Here is a 16,276-nt window from a genome sequence, read left to right on the forward strand (position 1 = left end):
CGTGCAGGCCTTCGACTGGACGGGTGTGGACATCGCGGTCCCGCCGCGACGGCTGCCGGGCATCCGCATGGCCGGGTTCCGGCAGGCGGTGCCCGCGCCCGTCGACATCACGATGGTGGCGCACCCGGCCGTCACGGTGCTGGTGGATCTGAGCGACGGCCTCGGCTACGAGGCGTTCGGACGGCGTGGGCGCGGCAGCGTCGTCGTCGGGCTGTGCCCGGGCGAGCTGCGGGCCGCGGGCCGGATCGGCGAGTGCTTGCAGATCCGGCTGGAACCGGCCGTGGCCACGGCGGTGCTCGGGGACACGCTGAGCGGGGTCGTCCCACTCGAAGACGTCGTGGGCCGCGACGCCGCGCGGTGGGAGGACCGACTGCGCACGGCGGCATCGTGGGACGACCGGTTCGCGCTCGCGGCCGAGCTGCTGAGGCGGCGGCTGGGGTCCCGCCGCGTCGATCCGGAGGTGGCCCAGAGCTGGCGGCAGACGTTGGCGGCCCGGGGACTCGCGCGCGTCGAAGGGCTGGCCGACGAGGTCGGCTGGAGCCGCAAACGGCTGTGGTCGCGGTTCCGGGCACAGCTCGGCATCACGCCGAAACGCGCTGCTCGCCTGGTGCGGTTCGACCACGCGGCACATCTGCTGGCGTCGGGGCGGGCGCCTGCCGACGTCGCGGTGGAGAGCGGGTTCGCGGACCAGTCGCACCTGCACCACGAGGTGAGGGCGTTTTCGGGACTGACGCCCGCGGCCGTGGCGGTGGCGCCGTGGCTGGCGATCGACGACGTCGCGTGGCCGGCCGCACCGGCCCGTTCGCGATGGGCGTGACGGGGCGGGAAGTCGGGTGCGGGCGATCCTTTCGGCTGTTGTCCGCGGCCTGCCTAGTGGTCTATACCTCTTAGGATCTGTCTTCTCCCCGACCGGAGGTAGTCCGTGAGGAAGTGCTTGTCCAGAGCCGTGCTGGGGGCGACCGTGCTGAGCCTCGCGGCGCTCGGCCTGCCGGCGTCGGCGACGGCCGCGACCGCCGCGCCCGAACGCAGCGTCACCGACATCGTCCCGCTGCCCGTGCAGGCCAAGGCCGACCCGAAGGCGAACTTCACCCTGTCGCCGCTGACCGTCATCCGCGCGGGCAAGGGTACGAACCAGGTGGCCGACTACCTGCGTGGCCTGCTGCGCCCCGCCACCGGCTACCCGCTGCCGGTCGTGCCGGTCAACGCCGGCCTGCCCGCCATCTCCCTCGACCTGGGGCACGCCGACAGCCGCGTAGGCACCGAGGGTTACCAGCTGTCCGTGGCGAAGTCGGGCGTGACACTGAAGGCCAACACCGCCGACGGCCTGTTCGAGGGCGTGCAGTCGCTGCGGCAGCTGCTGCCGTCCGCGATCGAGGCGAAGAGCGTGCAGTTCCGCAAGTGGACGATCGCGGGCGGCACCGTGCTCGACTACCCGCGCTTCGGCACGCGCGGCGCGATGCTCGACGTCGCGCGCCACTTCTTCAACCCCACGCAGGTGAAGACGTACATCGACCAGCTGGCGCAGTACAAGATCAACACCCTGCACCTGCACCTGGCCGACGACCAGGGCTGGCGCATCGAGATCAAGAGCTGGCCGCGCCTGGCGACCGAGGGCGGCAAGGGCGCCGCGTACGGCGACCCCGGCGGCTACTACACGCAGGCGCAGTACAAGGACATCGTCGCCTACGCGGCGTCGCGGCACATCACGATCGTGCCGGAGATCGACATGCCCGGTCACACGAACGCGGCCCAGTCGGTGTACGCGGAGCTGAACTGCGACGGCGTCGCGGTCCCGCCGCGCACTGACACCGAGGTCGGCTACAGCTCGCTGTGCATCGACTCGCCGACCACGTACAAGTTCGTGGAGGACGTGATCCGCGAACTGGCGGCCATCACGCCCGGGAAGTACCTCGGCATCGGCGGCGACGAGGCGCACTCGACGTCCGACCCGGACTACAAAGCCTTCTACGCCAAGGTGAACCCGCTCGTCACGAAGTACGGCAAGCTCATCACGGGCTGGCACGAGATCGCGAAGTCGGACCTGCCCGCCACGGCGATGCCGGAGTACTGGGACCAGGGCGGCGCGAACCCCGACCTCGCCGCGTTCGCCGCGCGCGGCGGCAAGGTGCTGATGGCGCCGTCGAACCACGCGTACCTCGACATGAAGTACACCGAGGACACGCCGCTGGGCCAGGACTGGGCCGGCCTCGTCGAGGTCAAGGACTCCTACGACTGGGATCCCGCGACGTTCGTGCCGGGTGTCGGCGAGAGCTCCGTGGCCGGCGTCGAGGCTCCACTGTGGACGGAGACCATCCGCACGAACGACAACATCGAGTACATGGCGTTCCCGCGCCTGCCGGGCCTCGCCGAGATCGGCTGGTCGCAGCAGTCCGGGCGCGACTGGGACACCTACCGCGTGCGGCTGGCGAAGCAGGCGCCGCGCTGGGTGGCGCAGGGGATCGACTTCTACCGTTCCCCGCAGGTGGACTGGAAGTAGTTCGTTGACGTAGGGCCCCTTCCCCGGGTTTCTCGGGGGAGGGGCCGTTTTTCAGCCCGCGTTGCGCAACCGCCAGCGCTCGACCGACGAACGGATGCCGCCGGAGTACGACGGCGACAGCGCGGGCGTCGCCAGGATCTTCTCCGCGCGTTCGACTCCCGCTTTCGCGATGCGCGGCTCGAGCTGCGCGAAATTGGCGAAGGCGATCAGGTGCACCTCGGCCACGGTCGGGGCCGCGGGATCGGACTCGACCACGCGCACAGTCCCCGAGGTCGGCACGCGACCCGGCCGCAGCACCCGCAGGTACCAGCCGCACCGCCCGGAGTCGATCATCGTGGGCACGACGTCCTTGCGCCCCGTCCGCATGGCCAGCTTGAAGCACGGCTGCCGCGGCTGCGACACCTGCAGCCGCGCGTCGCCCCACTCCCAGACGTCGCCGATCCGTACGCGCGTCTCATCCGCGCCGCTCACCGCGAGGTTCTCCCCGAACGCCCCGAGTTCGACGTCGAACCCGTCGGCCGCCCACGCCGCGTAGTGCTGGGCGGGGTAGACGTAAACGGCTTTGTCGACCCCGCCGTGCACCCGCAGGTCGGCCTGCTCGTCGCCATCGAGGTTCAGCCGCGTGAGCTCCAGCTCGGGCACGGCCACGCGGTCCTTCACGATCGCGCTGAGCACCGGCCGTTCCCGCCGCTGCCCGAGCACGGCGGGGCGGCCGACGAAAACACCGGCGAGTTCGAGGGTGGTCACCCACGCGAAGCTAGCACGCGGCCCACCGCAGGTCAGGCGGTTTCGACCGCCGTTCGCAAACGCTTGCGCCGAACGTCGCAGAACCGCGCGAGCCCAGTCGGCACCCGGCCCCGCCCGGCTGGTGCGATCGGCCGAATTCGGTCGTTTCGGCGGCGACACGAGCCGATTGATCTTGATTCGGGGAGACCTGCGGTGTGCTCTGGAGCACAACTGCACGCCGGAAGGAGGGTTCCGACGATGAGACTGTGGCCCCGGCGCGGCGAGTCTCGGGCTTCGCGACGTTCGCGCGACGACATCGCTTCAGTGATGCCCTACGGCCCGTATTCCTCCGTGCGCGTCCGCGACGACGCGCTCGAGCCCGGCGCCGAAGGGCGCAACGTCGCGTATTGCTGTTTCACCGACCCCGACGAAGCAGCGCGGTGCCACGCCGCGTGGCAGCAGCACGCGCCCGCTCTGACGAGCATGCTGCTGCACAACCGCCGCAGCGCTTTCGAGCCTGATGTCGAGGGTTCCTACCTCGACGCGGACGGAACGCGGCGCGTCGGGCTGCCGCCCGAGATCACCGCGCTGATGACCGAGCTGGCCCCGCCGAGCGCCGAGGATCTGGCTGCCCGCCAAGCCCTCGAGGCCGAACAGGCCCTCGAAGCGGTGCGAGCGGAGAAGGCCGCGTGGGAAGCGCGGCAGCCGAAGGAGGTCGTGCTCGCCGAAGCGGGCGACGACTCCCCGATCCCGCACCACGACAAGTTCATCAAGGCCACCCGGATGACGGCCGGCGGCCAGCCCGTCGATCGGGTGAAGTTCCACTTCGCCGAGTTCACCGGCGACGAGCCGGAACCGGCCATGCCCGAGCGCGGCGACACCGATGACGAGCAACGGCGCCTGGTCTGCGACGAGTTCGACGTGGCTCGCACGTTGTGGGCGAAGGCGGTCTACCGGCGCGCGGCCACGCCGGTGCTGCGCGCCGCCGCGTCCGCCTGGCCCGAAGTCGCCGAAGCCTTCGCCCGGATCAACCGGGCCTGGTCGGACCTCGACGATCCGCCGCACGGCTGGGAAGTCGCGGTCAAGCACCTGCTCGACGCCCATGACCACGCGCGGCCGATCGTGGAGAACTGGGAGCACCTCCACGCCCGCAAACTGGCCACCGTCGGCGCCGAACTGACCTACAGCGCCGGTGAGCTGGCCGAGCTTCGCACGCAGCTGAGCGTCGAGCTGGGGATCGGCAACATCGAGGAGTGGCACATCGGCCGGATCGACGCCGACACCGATCCGCTCAGCGCCGACATCCAGGACGGAGCGAGCGTGCAGCTCGAATCCCTCATCCAGCCCCAGCGCGACCGGCTCGCCCTGATCGCCGACGTCGCGGGCCGGATGACGGCGTGAGCGCGCGCTCGCGGCCGGCCCGGCGGACCCCCGGCTGGCGCGGACGCACCGTTGCGAGCCCTGCCGTCTTGTGCGGTCAGGCTTTCGCCGTCTCGCGGATGGCCTCGTCGACCGAGCGGTGGACGGGCGGGTCGACGAACAGCTCGCGCAGGAACAGGCCGTCGAGGTGCTCGATGGTGAGCCCGGGCTGCTTGCCGGTGAGGCCGTTCACGCGACCGCCGAGGCGGAACATCGCGCGGACGACGCCGGCGGGCAGCGTGCGGACCGAACGAGGCTTTCCGGCGGCGCCGGCCATGCGGGTGAGCATGTCCGTCCAGCGCAGGTTTCCTCGACCACGGGGATGTCCGCGCCCGAGCCGTCCTCGAGTGCGTCGACGGTGACGATGCCGACACCGCGCGCACTCGTCGCCGCACTGCCGCCCCGGGGCGCGAACAGCGGCGCCGAGGACCGCACCCACTTCACCACCGGCACCGACCACTCCGGCACCCGCCCGGGCGCGACACCGAACACGTACGGCACCTCGATGATCGCCACCGGCAGGTCCGGCCCGGCGCTCTCGCGGGCGAGCTTCGCCTGCTCGATCCGGCTGCGCACGTACGGGTGCTTCGCCGCCAGGCCCCATTCCGGGTGCACGCGGTCGAAGTACGTGTAGTACGACGCGAGCACCGCCGCCCTCGTGCACCCGACCTCGCGCGCCGCCTTCAGCAGGGCGACCACCGGCGCGACGTTGCCCGCGTGCAGCCGCGGCGCGACCGGTCCCTTGTCGACCCTCCGGTCGTCGCTGCCGCCGGCGAACACCACGCCGTCGTGGCCGGCGAGGAGCTCGCGCAGGTCGTCTTCCGAGGCCGTCGTGACGTCGAGGACTCGGTCGACGCCTTCGCGGGGCGTGCGGGCCACCGTGGTCGCCTCGTGCCCGCGCAGCCTCAGCTGCTCCAGCACGTGGTGTCCCAGCAAGCCGCTTCCACCCACCACAAGGATCTTCATGGCGAAGATCATCGCGGAGGGGCTCCGCACGGTCCAGCGCCCCTCACCCACCCTCCCGCCCGGCCGCGGCGCCCACACGGACACCACCACCGCCACGGCGAGCACCACCACACCCCCGATCAACGCCGCGGCCGCCACCCCACCGGAGCCGGGGAACGAGGTGAGGTCCAGGCACCTCCGCGAGCCGCACCACCGAGACCGCCGTCCCGAGCAACGACGGCGCCAACGTCGCCGGCCTGCCGTGCGCCGGCGGCCGGAACAGCGACACCAGCGTGAGCCCGTACCAACGACCGCTCAGGCGCGCCGCCACCCCCGAGCCTGAGCCGCAACACCAACGCTGCGACGCTCGCCACCTCGGCCAACGCGGGCCGCCCGAACTCGGCGGCGTACTCGGTTGGCGCGATGGGGTTTCCCGTGCCCAGGGGTGGCCGCACCGGCGAGGCCACCCTCCAGCTCATCTCCGGCATACGCGCGGCGATCGGCCGCGTCATCGGCGGACAACTGCTGCCCCGGCCCCGCAGTGCAAACAGCCTCGCCGGCTGTTTCGCCTGAGGCCACGGGTCGCCCGGCGCCCCGCACCAACCCGTCCCGCCCGAACCCAGGCGCCTCCGCGCACCCGCTGCCCGCCAATTCCCCGCAGTCAGGCCATTACCCGAACCGCGATCGACGTCCACACCGTCGCCGCCGACGATTTCTCCCCTCACAAAAGGGTTTCCGGCGCCGATCCCGACCCGTCCCAGCTCATCCGCCAGGACGGTCGCGACCACGTCCTCCTCCCAGCGCCCCCGGTACCACCGCGGCATAGAGCCGCAGGACGGCTCGGCACCGCCTCGCCAATTCCGTCACTCCCCCCAGCCAGCGAAGTTCACGCGTGTCTCGCCTGCCAGCCGCGCAGGCGGGCCGTTGCCGCCTCGGCGTTGGCGTGTTGGCGGGCTGCCTCGGCGGCGACCGCGTCGGCGCCTGAGCGGGTCAGGCGGTAGTAGCGGCGCAGCCTGCCCTGCAGGACCTCTTCGCGGTCGTGCTCCACGAGGCCCTCCGCGGTGAGGCGGTCGAGGGCGCCGTACAGCGTGCCGACCTTGAGCTTCACACGCCCCTCCGACAGTTCCGCGACCTCGCCGACGATGCCGTAGCCGTGCCGCGGCTCGCCGACCAGCGCGGTGAGGATGAAGAAAGCCTGCTCGGACATCGCCATGCCATCAACATATCGCCGAACGATATATCTCGGCAAAACCGACACGGGAACCTCGGAACCCCGCGAATGTCCTGTCCGGACGAACCTGACGGTTGCTGAGGCACTGACGTGCGGTCCGCCCTGGCAAGTCGCTGCGCTCTCGTGACTGTCTCGCTGCTATGGCCGGAGGTCGTGATCGGGCTTGACGATGGCTGCTGCGGCGGCTTGCTCGATCTGGTTGCGCCGGATTTCCCAGAATGCCGCGTCGCGCTGCTGGGTGGCGTAGTCGGTGGCCGTCCCGGTCGAGCCGTCCAATTGTTCGCGCAGGATATCGGCGTGTCCGGCGTGCCGGCTGGTCTCGGTGAGCATGTGGACCAGAACGTTGAACAGCATCACATGAGGTCGCGGCCACCAGGGCACGTGACCCGGCGAATCAATGTCCAGAGCCGCGATTGTCGCGTCGGAGTGCTCCCAAACGCGTCGGTAGCGGCCGATGACCTCCTCACATGTCTCGTGCTCGGTGGCCCACATGTCAGCGCCGCGTTGCCCGAGGTCGTCCCATCGAGGCAGGGGTTCGGGAAACGGCCGGTCGAAGACCTCGCCGAAGTACCGAGACTCCGAGAGCGACAGGTGCTTGACCAACCCGAGAAGGTTGGTTCCGGTCTGGGTCAGGGGACGGCGGATCTCGTACTCACCCAGCCCTTCGAGCTTCCAGAGCATCACCTCGCGGAGCTCTCGCAGATCGCTGTGCAAGTACTCTTTCGCGACATCCTCGATCATGACGCGAGCCTGCCATGGGTCGAGGTATCCGCAGCTCACCGCGCTCGTCGGCGTACGCGAGTTCGAACCACTCCACCCCGGCAGGCGGTGCCCTCGCCGGACACCAGAGCAAGCGTCGGCAAGGCGGCATTCTCTCGAGCTTCACAGGCGCCGCCTGCCGCCTGAGGACCCCCGACAAGTACCCCCGGACACCCGACAAGTTCAGCCGGACAGGACAGCGAAGAAGTGAACCTCACGTAGACACCGTCTACTCGAGTTTGATAGACAGTGTCTACAAGGTGAACCGCGGGTTACGGAGATCGACATGGGCTTTCAGAAATTCGTCGCCGTCGGCGACAGCTGCGCCGAAGGGCTCGATGATCCGTACCCGGACCACAGCCAGTACCGCGGCTGGGCGGACTTCGTCGCTGGCCGCCTCGCGCGGGACGAGCCCGATTTCCGCTACGCCAACCTCGCGGTGCGCGGCCGGCGCCTCGAGCAGATCATCGTCGAGCAGCTGCCCGCCGCCGAGCGCCACGAGCCCGACCTGATCGCCCTGTTCGGCGGCGGCAACGACGTGATGAGCGGCGGCTGGAACGCCCGCACCGTCGCGCGCCGCGTCGACGCCGCGATCCGCCGGTGCACGCACATCGCGCCCACCGTGGTCACCTTCACCTTGAGCGACATCGCCCACCGCATGCCCTTCGGCGCCCGCATGCACCCGCGCGTGACAGCCCTCAACGACGCCATTCGCGAGGCGTCGGTGAGCTACGGAGCCAAGCTCGTGGACCTGTGGCCCGACCACGCCGCCCACGACTCGCGCTACTTCGGCCCCGACCGGCTGCACCTGTCCGAAGCGGGCCACCTGCGCGTGGCCGGCCACGTGCTCGACCGCCTCCACATCGGCCACGACGCCGGCTGGCTCAACCCGCTCCCCGGCTCCCCCGCGCGCCCGAGCCTGCGTGCGGACCTGCGGTGGTTCTGGCAGGAGGTCGTGCCGGTCGCCGTCACCCGTCTGCACAATCGCCTGATCGGCCGCTCGCCCGGCGACGGCTTTTTCCCCAAGCGCCCCGACCTGCTGCCCGTCGCGTTCTCCGAAGCGCAGCTATGAGTGCCCGCCAGCGGCTGATCACCACCGCGGAGACCTTGCTCGCCGACGAAGGCGTGGACGCCGTGACGCTGCGGGGCATCGCGAAGGCCGCCGGCGTCTCCCACGGCGCGCCCCTGCGGCACTTCTCGGGCCGCGCCGAGCTGCTGTCGGCCGTCGCGACGCTCGGCTTCGCGCAGCTGCTCGAACGCGGTGCGAGGCTGCCCGAAGGCAACCCGCGCGAACGCGTGACGGCCGCCTGCCACGCGTACGTGGCTTTCGCCCTCGCCAACCCCGCGATGTTCGAGCTGATGTTCCGCCGCGACCTCATCGACCCGGCCGAACCCGGGCTGGTGGCCGCGAGCAGCGCCGTCTTCGACTACTTCGCCGACCTCGTGCGCCTCGACCGCGAAGCCGCGCACGACGACCGGCTCAAGCCTGGCACCGACCCGCGGCTCGTCGCGGCTTCACTGTGGGCAGCGCTGCACGGACTCGCGCAGCTGTGGCTGTGGGGCGGCCTGGCGGGCGCCAGCTTCGCGCCGTCTCCGGAATCGGCCCTCGCGGTGACACTCGACGCGTACCTGGGCTGACGCTCGGCGGGAAGCAGCTCCGGACTCCTCCCCGGCCTCGGGCGCTCCCCGCCGAGCAACGCCGAACGGGTGACCATTCGCGCCAGACGCCATCCGGACGAACCGCCCGGTGTGCGGGGTGGGCGTGGTCGTGGCGTACGAGACGGGCATGGTGCGCCCGGGCGGCTGATCACCAGCCGGCCGGCAGTGAGAGGCCGAACTCCTTGCGCAGCGCGGTTTTCGCGGCGTGCAGGCCGGCCATGCCGTGCACACCGGGGCCCGGCGGGGTCGCGCTGGAGCACAGGTAGACGCCGTGCAACGGGGTCGTGTGGGGATTCCAGCGCACGACCGGGCGGGCGAGCAGCTGCCGCAGGGTCACGGCGGCGCCGGAGATGTCGCCGCCGACGTAGTTCGCGTTGTAGTTCTCCAGCTCGGCCGCGGAAACCCCGCGTGAGGCCAGGATCGTGTCGCTGAACCCCGGGGCGAAGCGTTCGATGCGGCGGCGGACGACGTCGGTGGCGTCGAGGCGATCGCCGTTGGGCACGTGCGCGTAGGCCCAGATCGGCTGCTTGTGGGAAAGCCCGCGCGAGGGATCGGCGGCCATCGGCTGGGCCAGCAGCACGTACGGCTCCTCCGCGCGACGGCCACCGGCCACGGTGTTCTCGCCGGCGCGGACCTGCGCGGCCGTCCCTCCGATGTGGACGGTCGCGGCCCCGGCCAGCTCCGGCTCACGCCACGGGATCGGCTCCGACACGAGGAAGTCGACCTTCGCCGCGCCCGGTCCGTAGCGCACGTTCTCGAGCGCGCGACGGTACCCGGCCGGTGCGAAGGGACCCGCGAGTTCGAGCAGGCCACGCGGGCTGACGTCCAGCAGCACCGCGCGCGCCTTCGCGAACTCCCGCAGGTCCGTGACACGGCTGGAGGTGTGGACGCGGCCGCCGTGCGCGACGAAATCGGCGGCGAGCACGTCGGTGAGCACCTGCGTGCCCCCGCGCGGAACCGGCCAGCCACCCGCGTGCGCGAGGTGCCCGAGCAGCAGGGCCGTGCCCCCGCCGGCCAACGACGGCAACCGGCCCATCGGGTGCGCCGCCACGCCGGCGAGCAGCGCGGGGGCTTCGGGACCGCGGAACAGGACTTCGTCGACGCCGGTGCCCAGAGCGAGGATCCGCGGCGCGAGCAAGGTGGCGACGGAGGGTCGGGGCGGATGCCGGAGATCGCCGAGCAGCAGGTCGGTGATCTCGGCGGTGTGCTCGACGAGCGGTCCCATCAGGCGGCGCCAGCGTTCACCGTCGGGGCCGAGCCGCGCGCAGGTGCGGTCGAGGTCCGCGTACGCGAGTCCCGTGCGGCGCTCGTCGACGGGGTGCCCGTACGCGACTTCGCTCCGGCGCAGCTCGACGCCGTGCGCGGCGAGGTCGAAGCCCCGAAAGAACGGCGAAGCGACAGCCATCGGGTGCACCGCCGAGCAGACGTCGTGGACCACGTCGGCGTCGAACAGCCGCGCCGAGCGCGCGCCCCCGCCGAGCTCCGGCGCGGTTTCGTGGAGGTCGACCGCGAGACCGGCGCGAGCCAGCAGCACGGCGGCGGCCAGGCCGTTGGGGCCGGAGCCGACGACCACCGCGTCAGGGGCGTCAGCGCGAGAATCCACTCACGGATCGTATCGACACGCGGGCACCCTGCCACGCGTCCGAACACCTGATCGAATATTGTCGTACCCCGCGCCTACCTTGGACCCCACGCCGGCCCGCCCGGGCCCGGCCCAGCAGGAGAGGGGGATCATGCCCGCCCACGACACGCAGCTGGAGCGCATCCGCAAGCTGCTCGCGAAGGCCGAAGACCCGGCGGTGACCGCGGAAGAAGCCGAGCTGTACAACACGAAGGCGGCCGAGCTGATCGCCCGGTACGGCATCGACAACGCGATGCTCGCCGCCGCCGGGCAGGGCTCGGACGACATCACCGTGCTGAAGATCCCCATCGAAAACCCGTACAGCCGTGACAAGGCGAGCCTGCTCACGAACATCGCGTACCCGTTGCGCTGCCGCACGTTGCTGCACCGCGTGGGCCAGGGCGTGGACGCGGTCACGGTGTTCGGCTTCAAGTCCGACCTCGGGCGGGTGGAACTGCTGTTCACGAGCCTGCTGCTGCAGGCGAGCACCCAGCTCACGCGCGTGCGGCCCGACGACCGGGTGTTCCGCGAATCCCTCGCCGCGTACCGGCGCACGTGGCTGCACGGCTTCGCGCGCGCCGTCCACGATCGGCTGGTGCGGGCGGAGGACACGGCGGCGCGCGAGCACCCGGGCTCGGGCGGGCAGTCGGCCGAGCTGGTGGTGCGCGATCGGAACACGCTCGTGCAAAGCGCGTTCGACCGCGAGTATGGCGACCTGCGCGCGGCCGCGCCGCGCAGGCTCTCGGGTTCGGGGTACCGCGAAGGCCATCAGGCGGGCACGCGCGCCACGCTCGACCCGGCCGCACTGGCCCGGCGCAGGCAGGCCCTGCCGGTGCGGTGACCACATTCTGGGGCTGTCCCGAGGATTCGCGGTTTACCCTGCGAGACATGAACGTTGCCGGTCACCTCGTCCCTCGCCCGGAGCCACCCTCGGCGTCCGGCGGGAGAAGCGGTGCCCGGTCGTGAGCCGCGAGGCGGCCGTGCGCGTCGAGGACCTCACGACGCGTCCGGACCTGCGCCGGCCCGCGCTGGAACTGGGCGTGGTCGGCGGGGAGTTCCTGGCGCACGATGTGATCGGCGACCTCGCGGCGTCCGCGAGGCTGGCGGCGCACTGGCCGGAGTTCTTCCTGGTGCTGCTGGAAGACGACGTGCCCGTGGCCCGGGCGGCGGCGATCCCCGTGGCGTACCCGACCGAGGAGCGCACCGAGCTGCCCGACCACGGCTGGGACGGCGCGCTGCTGTGGGCCGCACAGGACGTGATGGACGATCGCGAGCCGACCACGCTGGTGGCGCTGGAGGTCAACGTCGCCGAGCGTGCGCGGGGCCAGGGCGTCGCGGCGCTGGCCCTCACGGAGCTGAAGAACCGGGCCCGGCGCGCAGGGCTGTCACGGCTCGTGGTGCCGGTGCGTCCGACGGGCAAGGCGGACCACGCGGTCGAGTCCATTGTGGACTACGTAGCCCGGCGGGACGAGCAGGGCCGGCCGGCGGATCCGTGGCTGCGCAACCACGAACGGCTGGGCGCACGGCTGGTGAAGATCGCGCCGTTCGCGATGACCGTCACCGGCACGCTGGACCAGTGGGAGGACTGGACCGGGGTCCGGCCCGGCGACGGCCTCACGACCGTGCCCGGCGGGATCGCGCCCGTGCTGGGGTCGGTGGCGCAGGACCTCGGCGTGTACGTGGAGCCGAACGTGTGGCTGGAGCACCCGCTCTGACCTCGGCTATCGTGGTGGTGTGTGCACTCGTCGGCAGGAGCTCGTGACGCCGATCTTCGGCGACCACTCCTACCGGTGTGACTTCTATGGCTGACGACGTCTTCCGTCCCCGTTCGAACGTCACCCACAACCGAAGAGGAACACAGTCATGCCCGAAACCCATCCCGCCACGGCCTGGGCTCTCAAGCACATGCCGCTCACCGCGCAGGCGGTCGCCGAACTGACCCCGGTGCTCGCCGGCAAGCGGCTGGCGATGTGCCTGCACGTCGAGCCGAAAACCGCCGCGCTGGTCACGCTGCTCGTGCGCGCCTGCGTCGACGTGCGGCTCACCGGCTCGCCCGGCACCACCCACGACGACGTCGCCGACGCCCTGGGTGAGCTGGGCGTCGCCGTGTTCACCCGCCGCGGCGACGGCGAGGCCGAGCACGCCCGCAACATCGAGCGCGTGCTCGAGGTCGAGCCGGACCTCACGCTGGACAACGGCGGCGACCTCACCGTTTCGCTCCTCGGCTCCGGCACGCCGGCGGGTTACCTCGGTGGCACCGAGGAGACGACCACAGGTGGAATCCGGCTGCGCGAAACGAAAGCGCGGCTCGGCAAGCCCGTGGTCGTGATCAACGACTCGCGGCTGAAGCTCCTGGTGGAGAACGAGTTCGGCGTCGGGCAGAGCGTGGTGCAGGGCTTCCTCAACGCCACCAACCTCATGGTGCCGGGGATGCGGGCCGCGGTGCTCGGTTACGGGCCCTGCGGCAAGGGCGTCGCCGACACGTTGAGCCGGCTCGGCGCGCGCGTTTCGGTCTGCGACACCGACCCGATGCGCGCGCTGGAGGCGATCCTCAACGGCCACCGCGTCGGCACTGCCACCGAGGTCGTGGCCGACGCGCAGCTGGTGTTCACCGCCACCGGCCACGCGGGCGTGCTGGGCGCGGCCGAGCTCGCGGCGTTGCGCGACGGCGCGGTGCTGGCCGGCGTCGGCCACTTCGCGTGGGAAATCGACCGGGCGGCACTCGTCGAGAAGACCGTCCGCACCATCGAGTACGGCGCGCCTTCGCGACGCACGGGCCACGTCCTCGACGACGGCCGCGAGATCGTGCTGCTCGACCAGGGCCGGATGCTCAACCTCACGGCCGCCAACGGGAACTCGATCCAGGCCATGGACCTCGGCCTCACGCTGCAGGCCCGCAGCCTCGCCGCGGTCGCCGCGGGCGGGCTGGCCGACGAGGTGCAACCCGTGCCCGCGGACGTGGAGCACCGCATCGCGACCGACCTCGTGGCCGCGTTGCGCTAGCTACTTCTCGAGGCCCGGCGGCAGGAAACCGTGCTCGGACAGGTCGAACCAGTTGCCTTCCGGGTCGATCGCGCGGTACTCGGCGAACGGGCGGTCCCCGCCGCGCAGCACCGGCCGGGGGACGCCCGCTTCGGCGAGCTTCTCGGCGATGGGCGGGATTTCCGAGACCTGGAAACCGAAGTGGTTGAAGCCGGTGGCGACGTCGCCGTCGAGCTGCTGCTGGATGAGCGCCAGGTTGAGGTAGCCGTCGGTCACGAAGTGGCTGCCGTCGGGGTCGGTGTGGAACAGCTCCATGCCGAACTGCTCGCAGTAGAACGCGGCCATGCGCTTCGCGTCCTGCACGACGAAGGCGAGGTGACGCAGGCGGGGGCGGGTCATGCGGTGGGTCCCTTCGGGATCATGTTGTGAAAGGCGGCGATCATCGGCTCGCCGTCGTGGCGGACCACGGCTTGCGCGTGGGTCACCACGCCGGCGGGCCCGATCTCCGACGTCGCGTGCACGAGCGAAAGCTCCGGCGACAGGCGGCGGATCAGCGTGACTTCGGCGGACAACGTGGTGCCGCGGTAGGCCGTGGCGAACAGCTGCGCGTGGCCCGTCTCCACAGCTTCGCGGCCCACAAGCGCTTCGCCGCGCACGTTGACGAAGTCGACGTCGGACGCGAAGACGGAGGCGAACTGCGTTGCGTCCCCGCGGGCCCAGCCGTCGGCCATGGTGCGCCAGAGGGCGCGAATCGACTCGTTCACGTCGTCACCATCCCGACGCGCAGTGGCAGCGATTCGCAGTCGCCGTTCCAGGCGGCCAGCGAGTAGTAGAAGTCGCCGTGCCGGCGTTCGAGGTAACAGACGACGTTGAGCGGCCAGCCCGCGCTGCGGAAGACGTACGCGTCCATCGGCGTCGGGCGTTCGCTGAGCGGGCGGCCGCGTTCGCATTCGGGCCCGAGGCGGTGCCAGTCGGGGTGCAGGTGGACGGACCCGAGCACGTCCAGACCACGCGCATCGGCCTCGCGCGTGATGCGCAGCAGATCGGCGGGATCGAGCCACCACGCGCGCACCGAATTCTCATACGCGGAGCCGAATTTCGGCACGATCGTGGTCGCGAACTCCTCGCGCGCGCTCGGGTCGGTGACCCGCGCGTTGCGGCCGAACGCGAGGTCCGAGACGATCAGCGCGTCTTCGGCGAAGGTGCCGAGCAGCACGGCGAAACACGGTCTCGGTTCCTCGGGGGTGATGAACGCGTATTCGATGGCCGCGGCGTCGAGGAACCGCTGCAGCACTTCGTCGGAGAACAGCACGGGAAGTGTCGTTTTCCCGATGAGCGGAACGGGGACCAGAGATGTCACGCCCGGCACCGTAACCAGGCGCGATGCGGTGTGGCCATGATCATCACGGGATCGGCCCTATTGCATCCGGCGATAATGTTTTCCCCATGCGCCTGGAAATCCGGCACCTCGAGCTCGTGGTCGCGATCGCCGAGGCCGGCAGCCTGCGCAGAGCCGCGGCTCGCCTGCACCTCACGCAGCCGGCGGTGACCACGCAGCTCAAACGGATCGAGCAGTTCCTCGGCGGACCGCTGTTCGTCCGTTCGGCCGAAGGCGTGCTGCCCACCCACACCGGCACGGAGCTGGTGCGCGACGCCCAGAAAGTGCTGCACGGCTTCGACGCCCTGCAACGCGCGGCGCGCCTCAACGCGCAACACGAAGCAGGCGCACCCGTGCGCGTCGGCGGGATTCCGGCACAGCAGTTCAGCCTGCTGGTGAACACGTTGACGACCATGCTGCCCCGGCGCGACGTCACCAGCCGCACGATCCGCGAAACCAGCGCGCTGACGGCGTTGCTGCGCTCGGGTGAGCTCGACGTCGCCGTGATGCGCGCGTTCCCGGGCTTCCCCCTGATCCCGCCCGCCGGCGTCGAACACCGCCTGCTGCTGCGGGAACCGTTTTTCATCGGCGTCGCGGAAGACCACGCTTTGGCCGCGCGCGGCGAGGTCGCGCTGGCCGACCTGGCGGGCGAGAAGTGGGTGATGCCCGACCCGGACGACAGCGGGATGAACGAGTTCTTCGCCCGCACGTGCGCGTCGGCCGGCTTCGACCAGCGCATCACGCACCTGACGAACGAAGCGCACGTCGCGTTCGCCCTCACCGCCGAGGGCCGCGCGATCTGCCTGCTCTACCCCATCGGCACCGACCGCACCGGCATCGCGACCGTGTCGCTGACCGGCAACCCGCTCTACCGCGAGCTGGTCCTCGCGTGGCGCACCGACTCCCCGATCGCTTCGCTGGTGAACGAGATCTGTGCCAAGATCGACGCCGGGTACCTCGCCTTGGTCGAGGACTCGCGGTTCTACCGGAAGTGGTGGCACGGCGGCGGTTCCGCGTTCGCGTTGCCACTGTGAAGTTGCCATTGTCGTTGCCGTGAAG

18 protein-coding genes are annotated in these 16,276 nt (G+C 71.2%); 9 read left to right on the top strand and 9 right to left on the bottom strand.

Annotated elements, in window-relative coordinates; genetic code table 11:
• The first annotated feature begins 1 nt into the window (after window position 1).
• Complete coding sequence (locus AB0K15_RS13765; RefSeq protein WP_364049222.1) at window positions 2-817, top strand: helix-turn-helix domain-containing protein; 816 nt, start codon at window positions 2-4, stop codon at window positions 815-817.
• A gap of 105 nt (window positions 818-922) precedes the next feature.
• Window positions 923-2,497 carry a beta-N-acetylhexosaminidase gene (locus tag AB0K15_RS13770; RefSeq protein WP_364049224.1) on the top strand — a complete coding sequence of 525 codons (1,575 nt, stop codon included), beginning with the start codon at window positions 923-925 and terminating at the stop codon, window positions 2,495-2,497.
• A gap of 51 nt (window positions 2,498-2,548) precedes the next feature.
• Here AB0K15_RS13770 and AB0K15_RS13775 read toward each other — a convergent pair whose 3' ends face one another.
• On the bottom strand, window positions 2,549-3,244 hold the full coding sequence (locus AB0K15_RS13775; RefSeq protein ID WP_364049226.1) for an MOSC domain-containing protein: 696 nt from the start codon (window positions 3,242-3,244) through the stop codon (window positions 2,549-2,551).
• A 237-nt stretch (window positions 3,245-3,481) separates the two neighbouring features.
• Here AB0K15_RS13775 and AB0K15_RS13780 point away from each other — a divergent pair, with 237 nt between their 5' ends.
• On the top strand, window positions 3,482-4,624 hold the full coding sequence (locus AB0K15_RS13780) for a hypothetical protein (RefSeq protein ID WP_364049228.1): 1,143 nt from the start codon (window positions 3,482-3,484) through the stop codon (window positions 4,622-4,624).
• A 76-nt stretch (window positions 4,625-4,700) separates the two neighbouring features.
• Here the strand turns inward: AB0K15_RS13780 and AB0K15_RS13785 are convergent, their stop codons facing one another.
• The 4 genes from AB0K15_RS13785 to AB0K15_RS13800 form a co-directional block, all read right to left on the bottom strand.
• On the bottom strand, window positions 4,701-4,835 hold the full coding sequence (locus AB0K15_RS13785; RefSeq protein ID WP_364049230.1) for a hypothetical protein: 135 nt from the start codon (window positions 4,833-4,835) through the stop codon (window positions 4,701-4,703).
• Window positions 4,832-5,731 (bottom strand): NAD(P)H-binding protein, encoded by a 900-nt coding sequence (locus tag AB0K15_RS13790; protein WP_364049232.1) that lies wholly within the window; start codon window positions 5,729-5,731, stop codon window positions 4,832-4,834. Before AB0K15_RS13790 ends, AB0K15_RS13785 begins: the two co-directional genes overlap by 4 nt.
• Before the next feature lie 742 nt (window positions 5,732-6,473).
• Window positions 6,474-6,800: a helix-turn-helix transcriptional regulator gene (locus AB0K15_RS13795; RefSeq protein ID WP_364049234.1), complete on the bottom strand. Its 327-nt coding sequence runs from the start codon at window positions 6,798-6,800 to the stop codon at window positions 6,474-6,476.
• Between the two features lie 156 nt (window positions 6,801-6,956).
• Entirely contained in the window at window positions 6,957-7,559 is a 603-nt protein-coding gene (locus tag AB0K15_RS13800; RefSeq protein ID WP_364049236.1) for a DinB family protein, read from the bottom strand.
• Window positions 7,560-7,863: 304 nt separating this feature from the next.
• Between AB0K15_RS13800 and AB0K15_RS13805 the strand changes: the two genes are divergently transcribed.
• Together AB0K15_RS13805 and AB0K15_RS13810 are read left to right on the top strand one after the other, a co-directional pair.
• The gene (locus AB0K15_RS13805) at window positions 7,864-8,649 is read left to right on the top strand and encodes an SGNH/GDSL hydrolase family protein (protein WP_364049238.1); all 786 of its coding nucleotides are present in this window, start codon (window positions 7,864-7,866) and stop codon (window positions 8,647-8,649) included.
• Complete coding sequence (locus tag AB0K15_RS13810; protein WP_364049240.1) at window positions 8,646-9,215, top strand: TetR/AcrR family transcriptional regulator; 570 nt, start codon at window positions 8,646-8,648, stop codon at window positions 9,213-9,215. Before AB0K15_RS13805 ends, AB0K15_RS13810 begins: the two co-directional genes overlap by 4 nt.
• 169 nt (window positions 9,216-9,384) lie before the next feature.
• Here the strand turns inward: AB0K15_RS13810 and AB0K15_RS13815 are convergent, their stop codons facing one another.
• Complete coding sequence (locus AB0K15_RS13815; RefSeq protein WP_364049242.1) at window positions 9,385-10,839, bottom strand: NAD(P)/FAD-dependent oxidoreductase; 1,455 nt, start codon at window positions 10,837-10,839, stop codon at window positions 9,385-9,387.
• Window positions 10,840-10,969: 130 nt separating this feature from the next.
• Between AB0K15_RS13815 and AB0K15_RS13820 the strand changes: the two genes are divergently transcribed.
• From AB0K15_RS13820 to AB0K15_RS13830, 3 genes are all read left to right on the top strand, one after another.
• Window positions 10,970-11,698, top strand: a complete 729-nt coding sequence (locus AB0K15_RS13820) for a DUF2786 domain-containing protein (protein WP_364049244.1) — start codon at window positions 10,970-10,972, stop codon at window positions 11,696-11,698.
• 139 nt (window positions 11,699-11,837) lie between these two features.
• Window positions 11,838-12,572 carry a GNAT family N-acetyltransferase gene (locus AB0K15_RS13825; RefSeq protein ID WP_364049932.1) on the top strand — a complete coding sequence of 245 codons (735 nt, stop codon included), beginning with the start codon at window positions 11,838-11,840 and terminating at the stop codon, window positions 12,570-12,572.
• 148 nt (window positions 12,573-12,720) lie between these two features.
• A complete protein-coding gene (locus AB0K15_RS13830; protein WP_364049246.1) occupies window positions 12,721-13,860 on the top strand; it encodes an adenosylhomocysteinase in 1,140 nt (379 codons plus the stop codon).
• Here AB0K15_RS13830 and AB0K15_RS13835 read toward each other — a convergent pair whose 3' ends face one another.
• The 3 genes from AB0K15_RS13835 to AB0K15_RS13845 are packed head-to-tail and all read right to left on the bottom strand — an operon-like array spanning window position 13,861 to window position 15,199.
• Window positions 13,861-14,238 (bottom strand): VOC family protein, encoded by a 378-nt coding sequence (locus AB0K15_RS13835; protein WP_364049248.1) that lies wholly within the window; start codon window positions 14,236-14,238, stop codon window positions 13,861-13,863.
• Window positions 14,235-14,603 (bottom strand): SgcJ/EcaC family oxidoreductase, encoded by a 369-nt coding sequence (locus AB0K15_RS13840; protein WP_364049250.1) that lies wholly within the window; start codon window positions 14,601-14,603, stop codon window positions 14,235-14,237. Before AB0K15_RS13840 ends, AB0K15_RS13835 begins: the two co-directional genes overlap by 4 nt.
• On the bottom strand, window positions 14,600-15,199 hold the full coding sequence (locus AB0K15_RS13845; protein ID WP_364049252.1) for a hypothetical protein: 600 nt from the start codon (window positions 15,197-15,199) through the stop codon (window positions 14,600-14,602). Before AB0K15_RS13845 ends, AB0K15_RS13840 begins: the two co-directional genes overlap by 4 nt.
• An 86-nt stretch (window positions 15,200-15,285) precedes the next feature.
• Here AB0K15_RS13845 and AB0K15_RS13850 point away from each other — a divergent pair, with 86 nt between their 5' ends.
• Window positions 15,286-16,251, top strand: a complete 966-nt coding sequence (locus tag AB0K15_RS13850) for a LysR family transcriptional regulator (RefSeq protein WP_364049254.1) — start codon at window positions 15,286-15,288, stop codon at window positions 16,249-16,251.
• Window positions 16,252-16,276: the final 25 nt, after the last annotated feature.

The organism is Amycolatopsis sp. NPDC049253, assembly GCF_040678995.1.
GTDB lineage: Bacteria > Actinomycetota > Actinomycetes > Mycobacteriales > Pseudonocardiaceae > Amycolatopsis.

What these genes read in the sequence shown, in the direction of transcription:
- AB0K15_RS13830 (WP_364049246.1), top strand. Translation starts at nt 12,721, where the DNA reads ATGCCCGAAACCCATCCCGCCACGGCCTGGGCTCTCAAGCACATGCCG.
- AB0K15_RS13810 (WP_364049240.1), top strand. Translation starts at nt 8,646, where the DNA reads ATGAGTGCCCGCCAGCGGCTGATCACCACCGCGGAGACCTTGCTCGCC.
- AB0K15_RS13850 (WP_364049254.1), top strand. Translation starts at nt 15,286, where the DNA reads ATGCGCCTGGAAATCCGGCACCTCGAGCTCGTGGTCGCGATCGCCGAG.
- AB0K15_RS13835 (WP_364049248.1), bottom strand. Translation starts at nt 14,238, where the DNA reads ATGACCCGCCCCCGCCTGCGTCACCTCGCCTTCGTCGTGCAGGACGCG.
- AB0K15_RS13780 (WP_364049228.1), top strand. Translation starts at nt 3,482, where the DNA reads ATGAGACTGTGGCCCCGGCGCGGCGAGTCTCGGGCTTCGCGACGTTCG.
- AB0K15_RS13795 (WP_364049234.1), bottom strand. Translation starts at nt 6,800, where the DNA reads ATGGCGATGTCCGAGCAGGCTTTCTTCATCCTCACCGCGCTGGTCGGC.
- AB0K15_RS13805 (WP_364049238.1), top strand. Translation starts at nt 7,864, where the DNA reads ATGGGCTTTCAGAAATTCGTCGCCGTCGGCGACAGCTGCGCCGAAGGG.
- AB0K15_RS13820 (WP_364049244.1), top strand. Translation starts at nt 10,970, where the DNA reads ATGCCCGCCCACGACACGCAGCTGGAGCGCATCCGCAAGCTGCTCGCG.
- AB0K15_RS13800 (WP_364049236.1), bottom strand. Translation starts at nt 7,559, where the DNA reads ATGATCGAGGATGTCGCGAAAGAGTACTTGCACAGCGATCTGCGAGAG.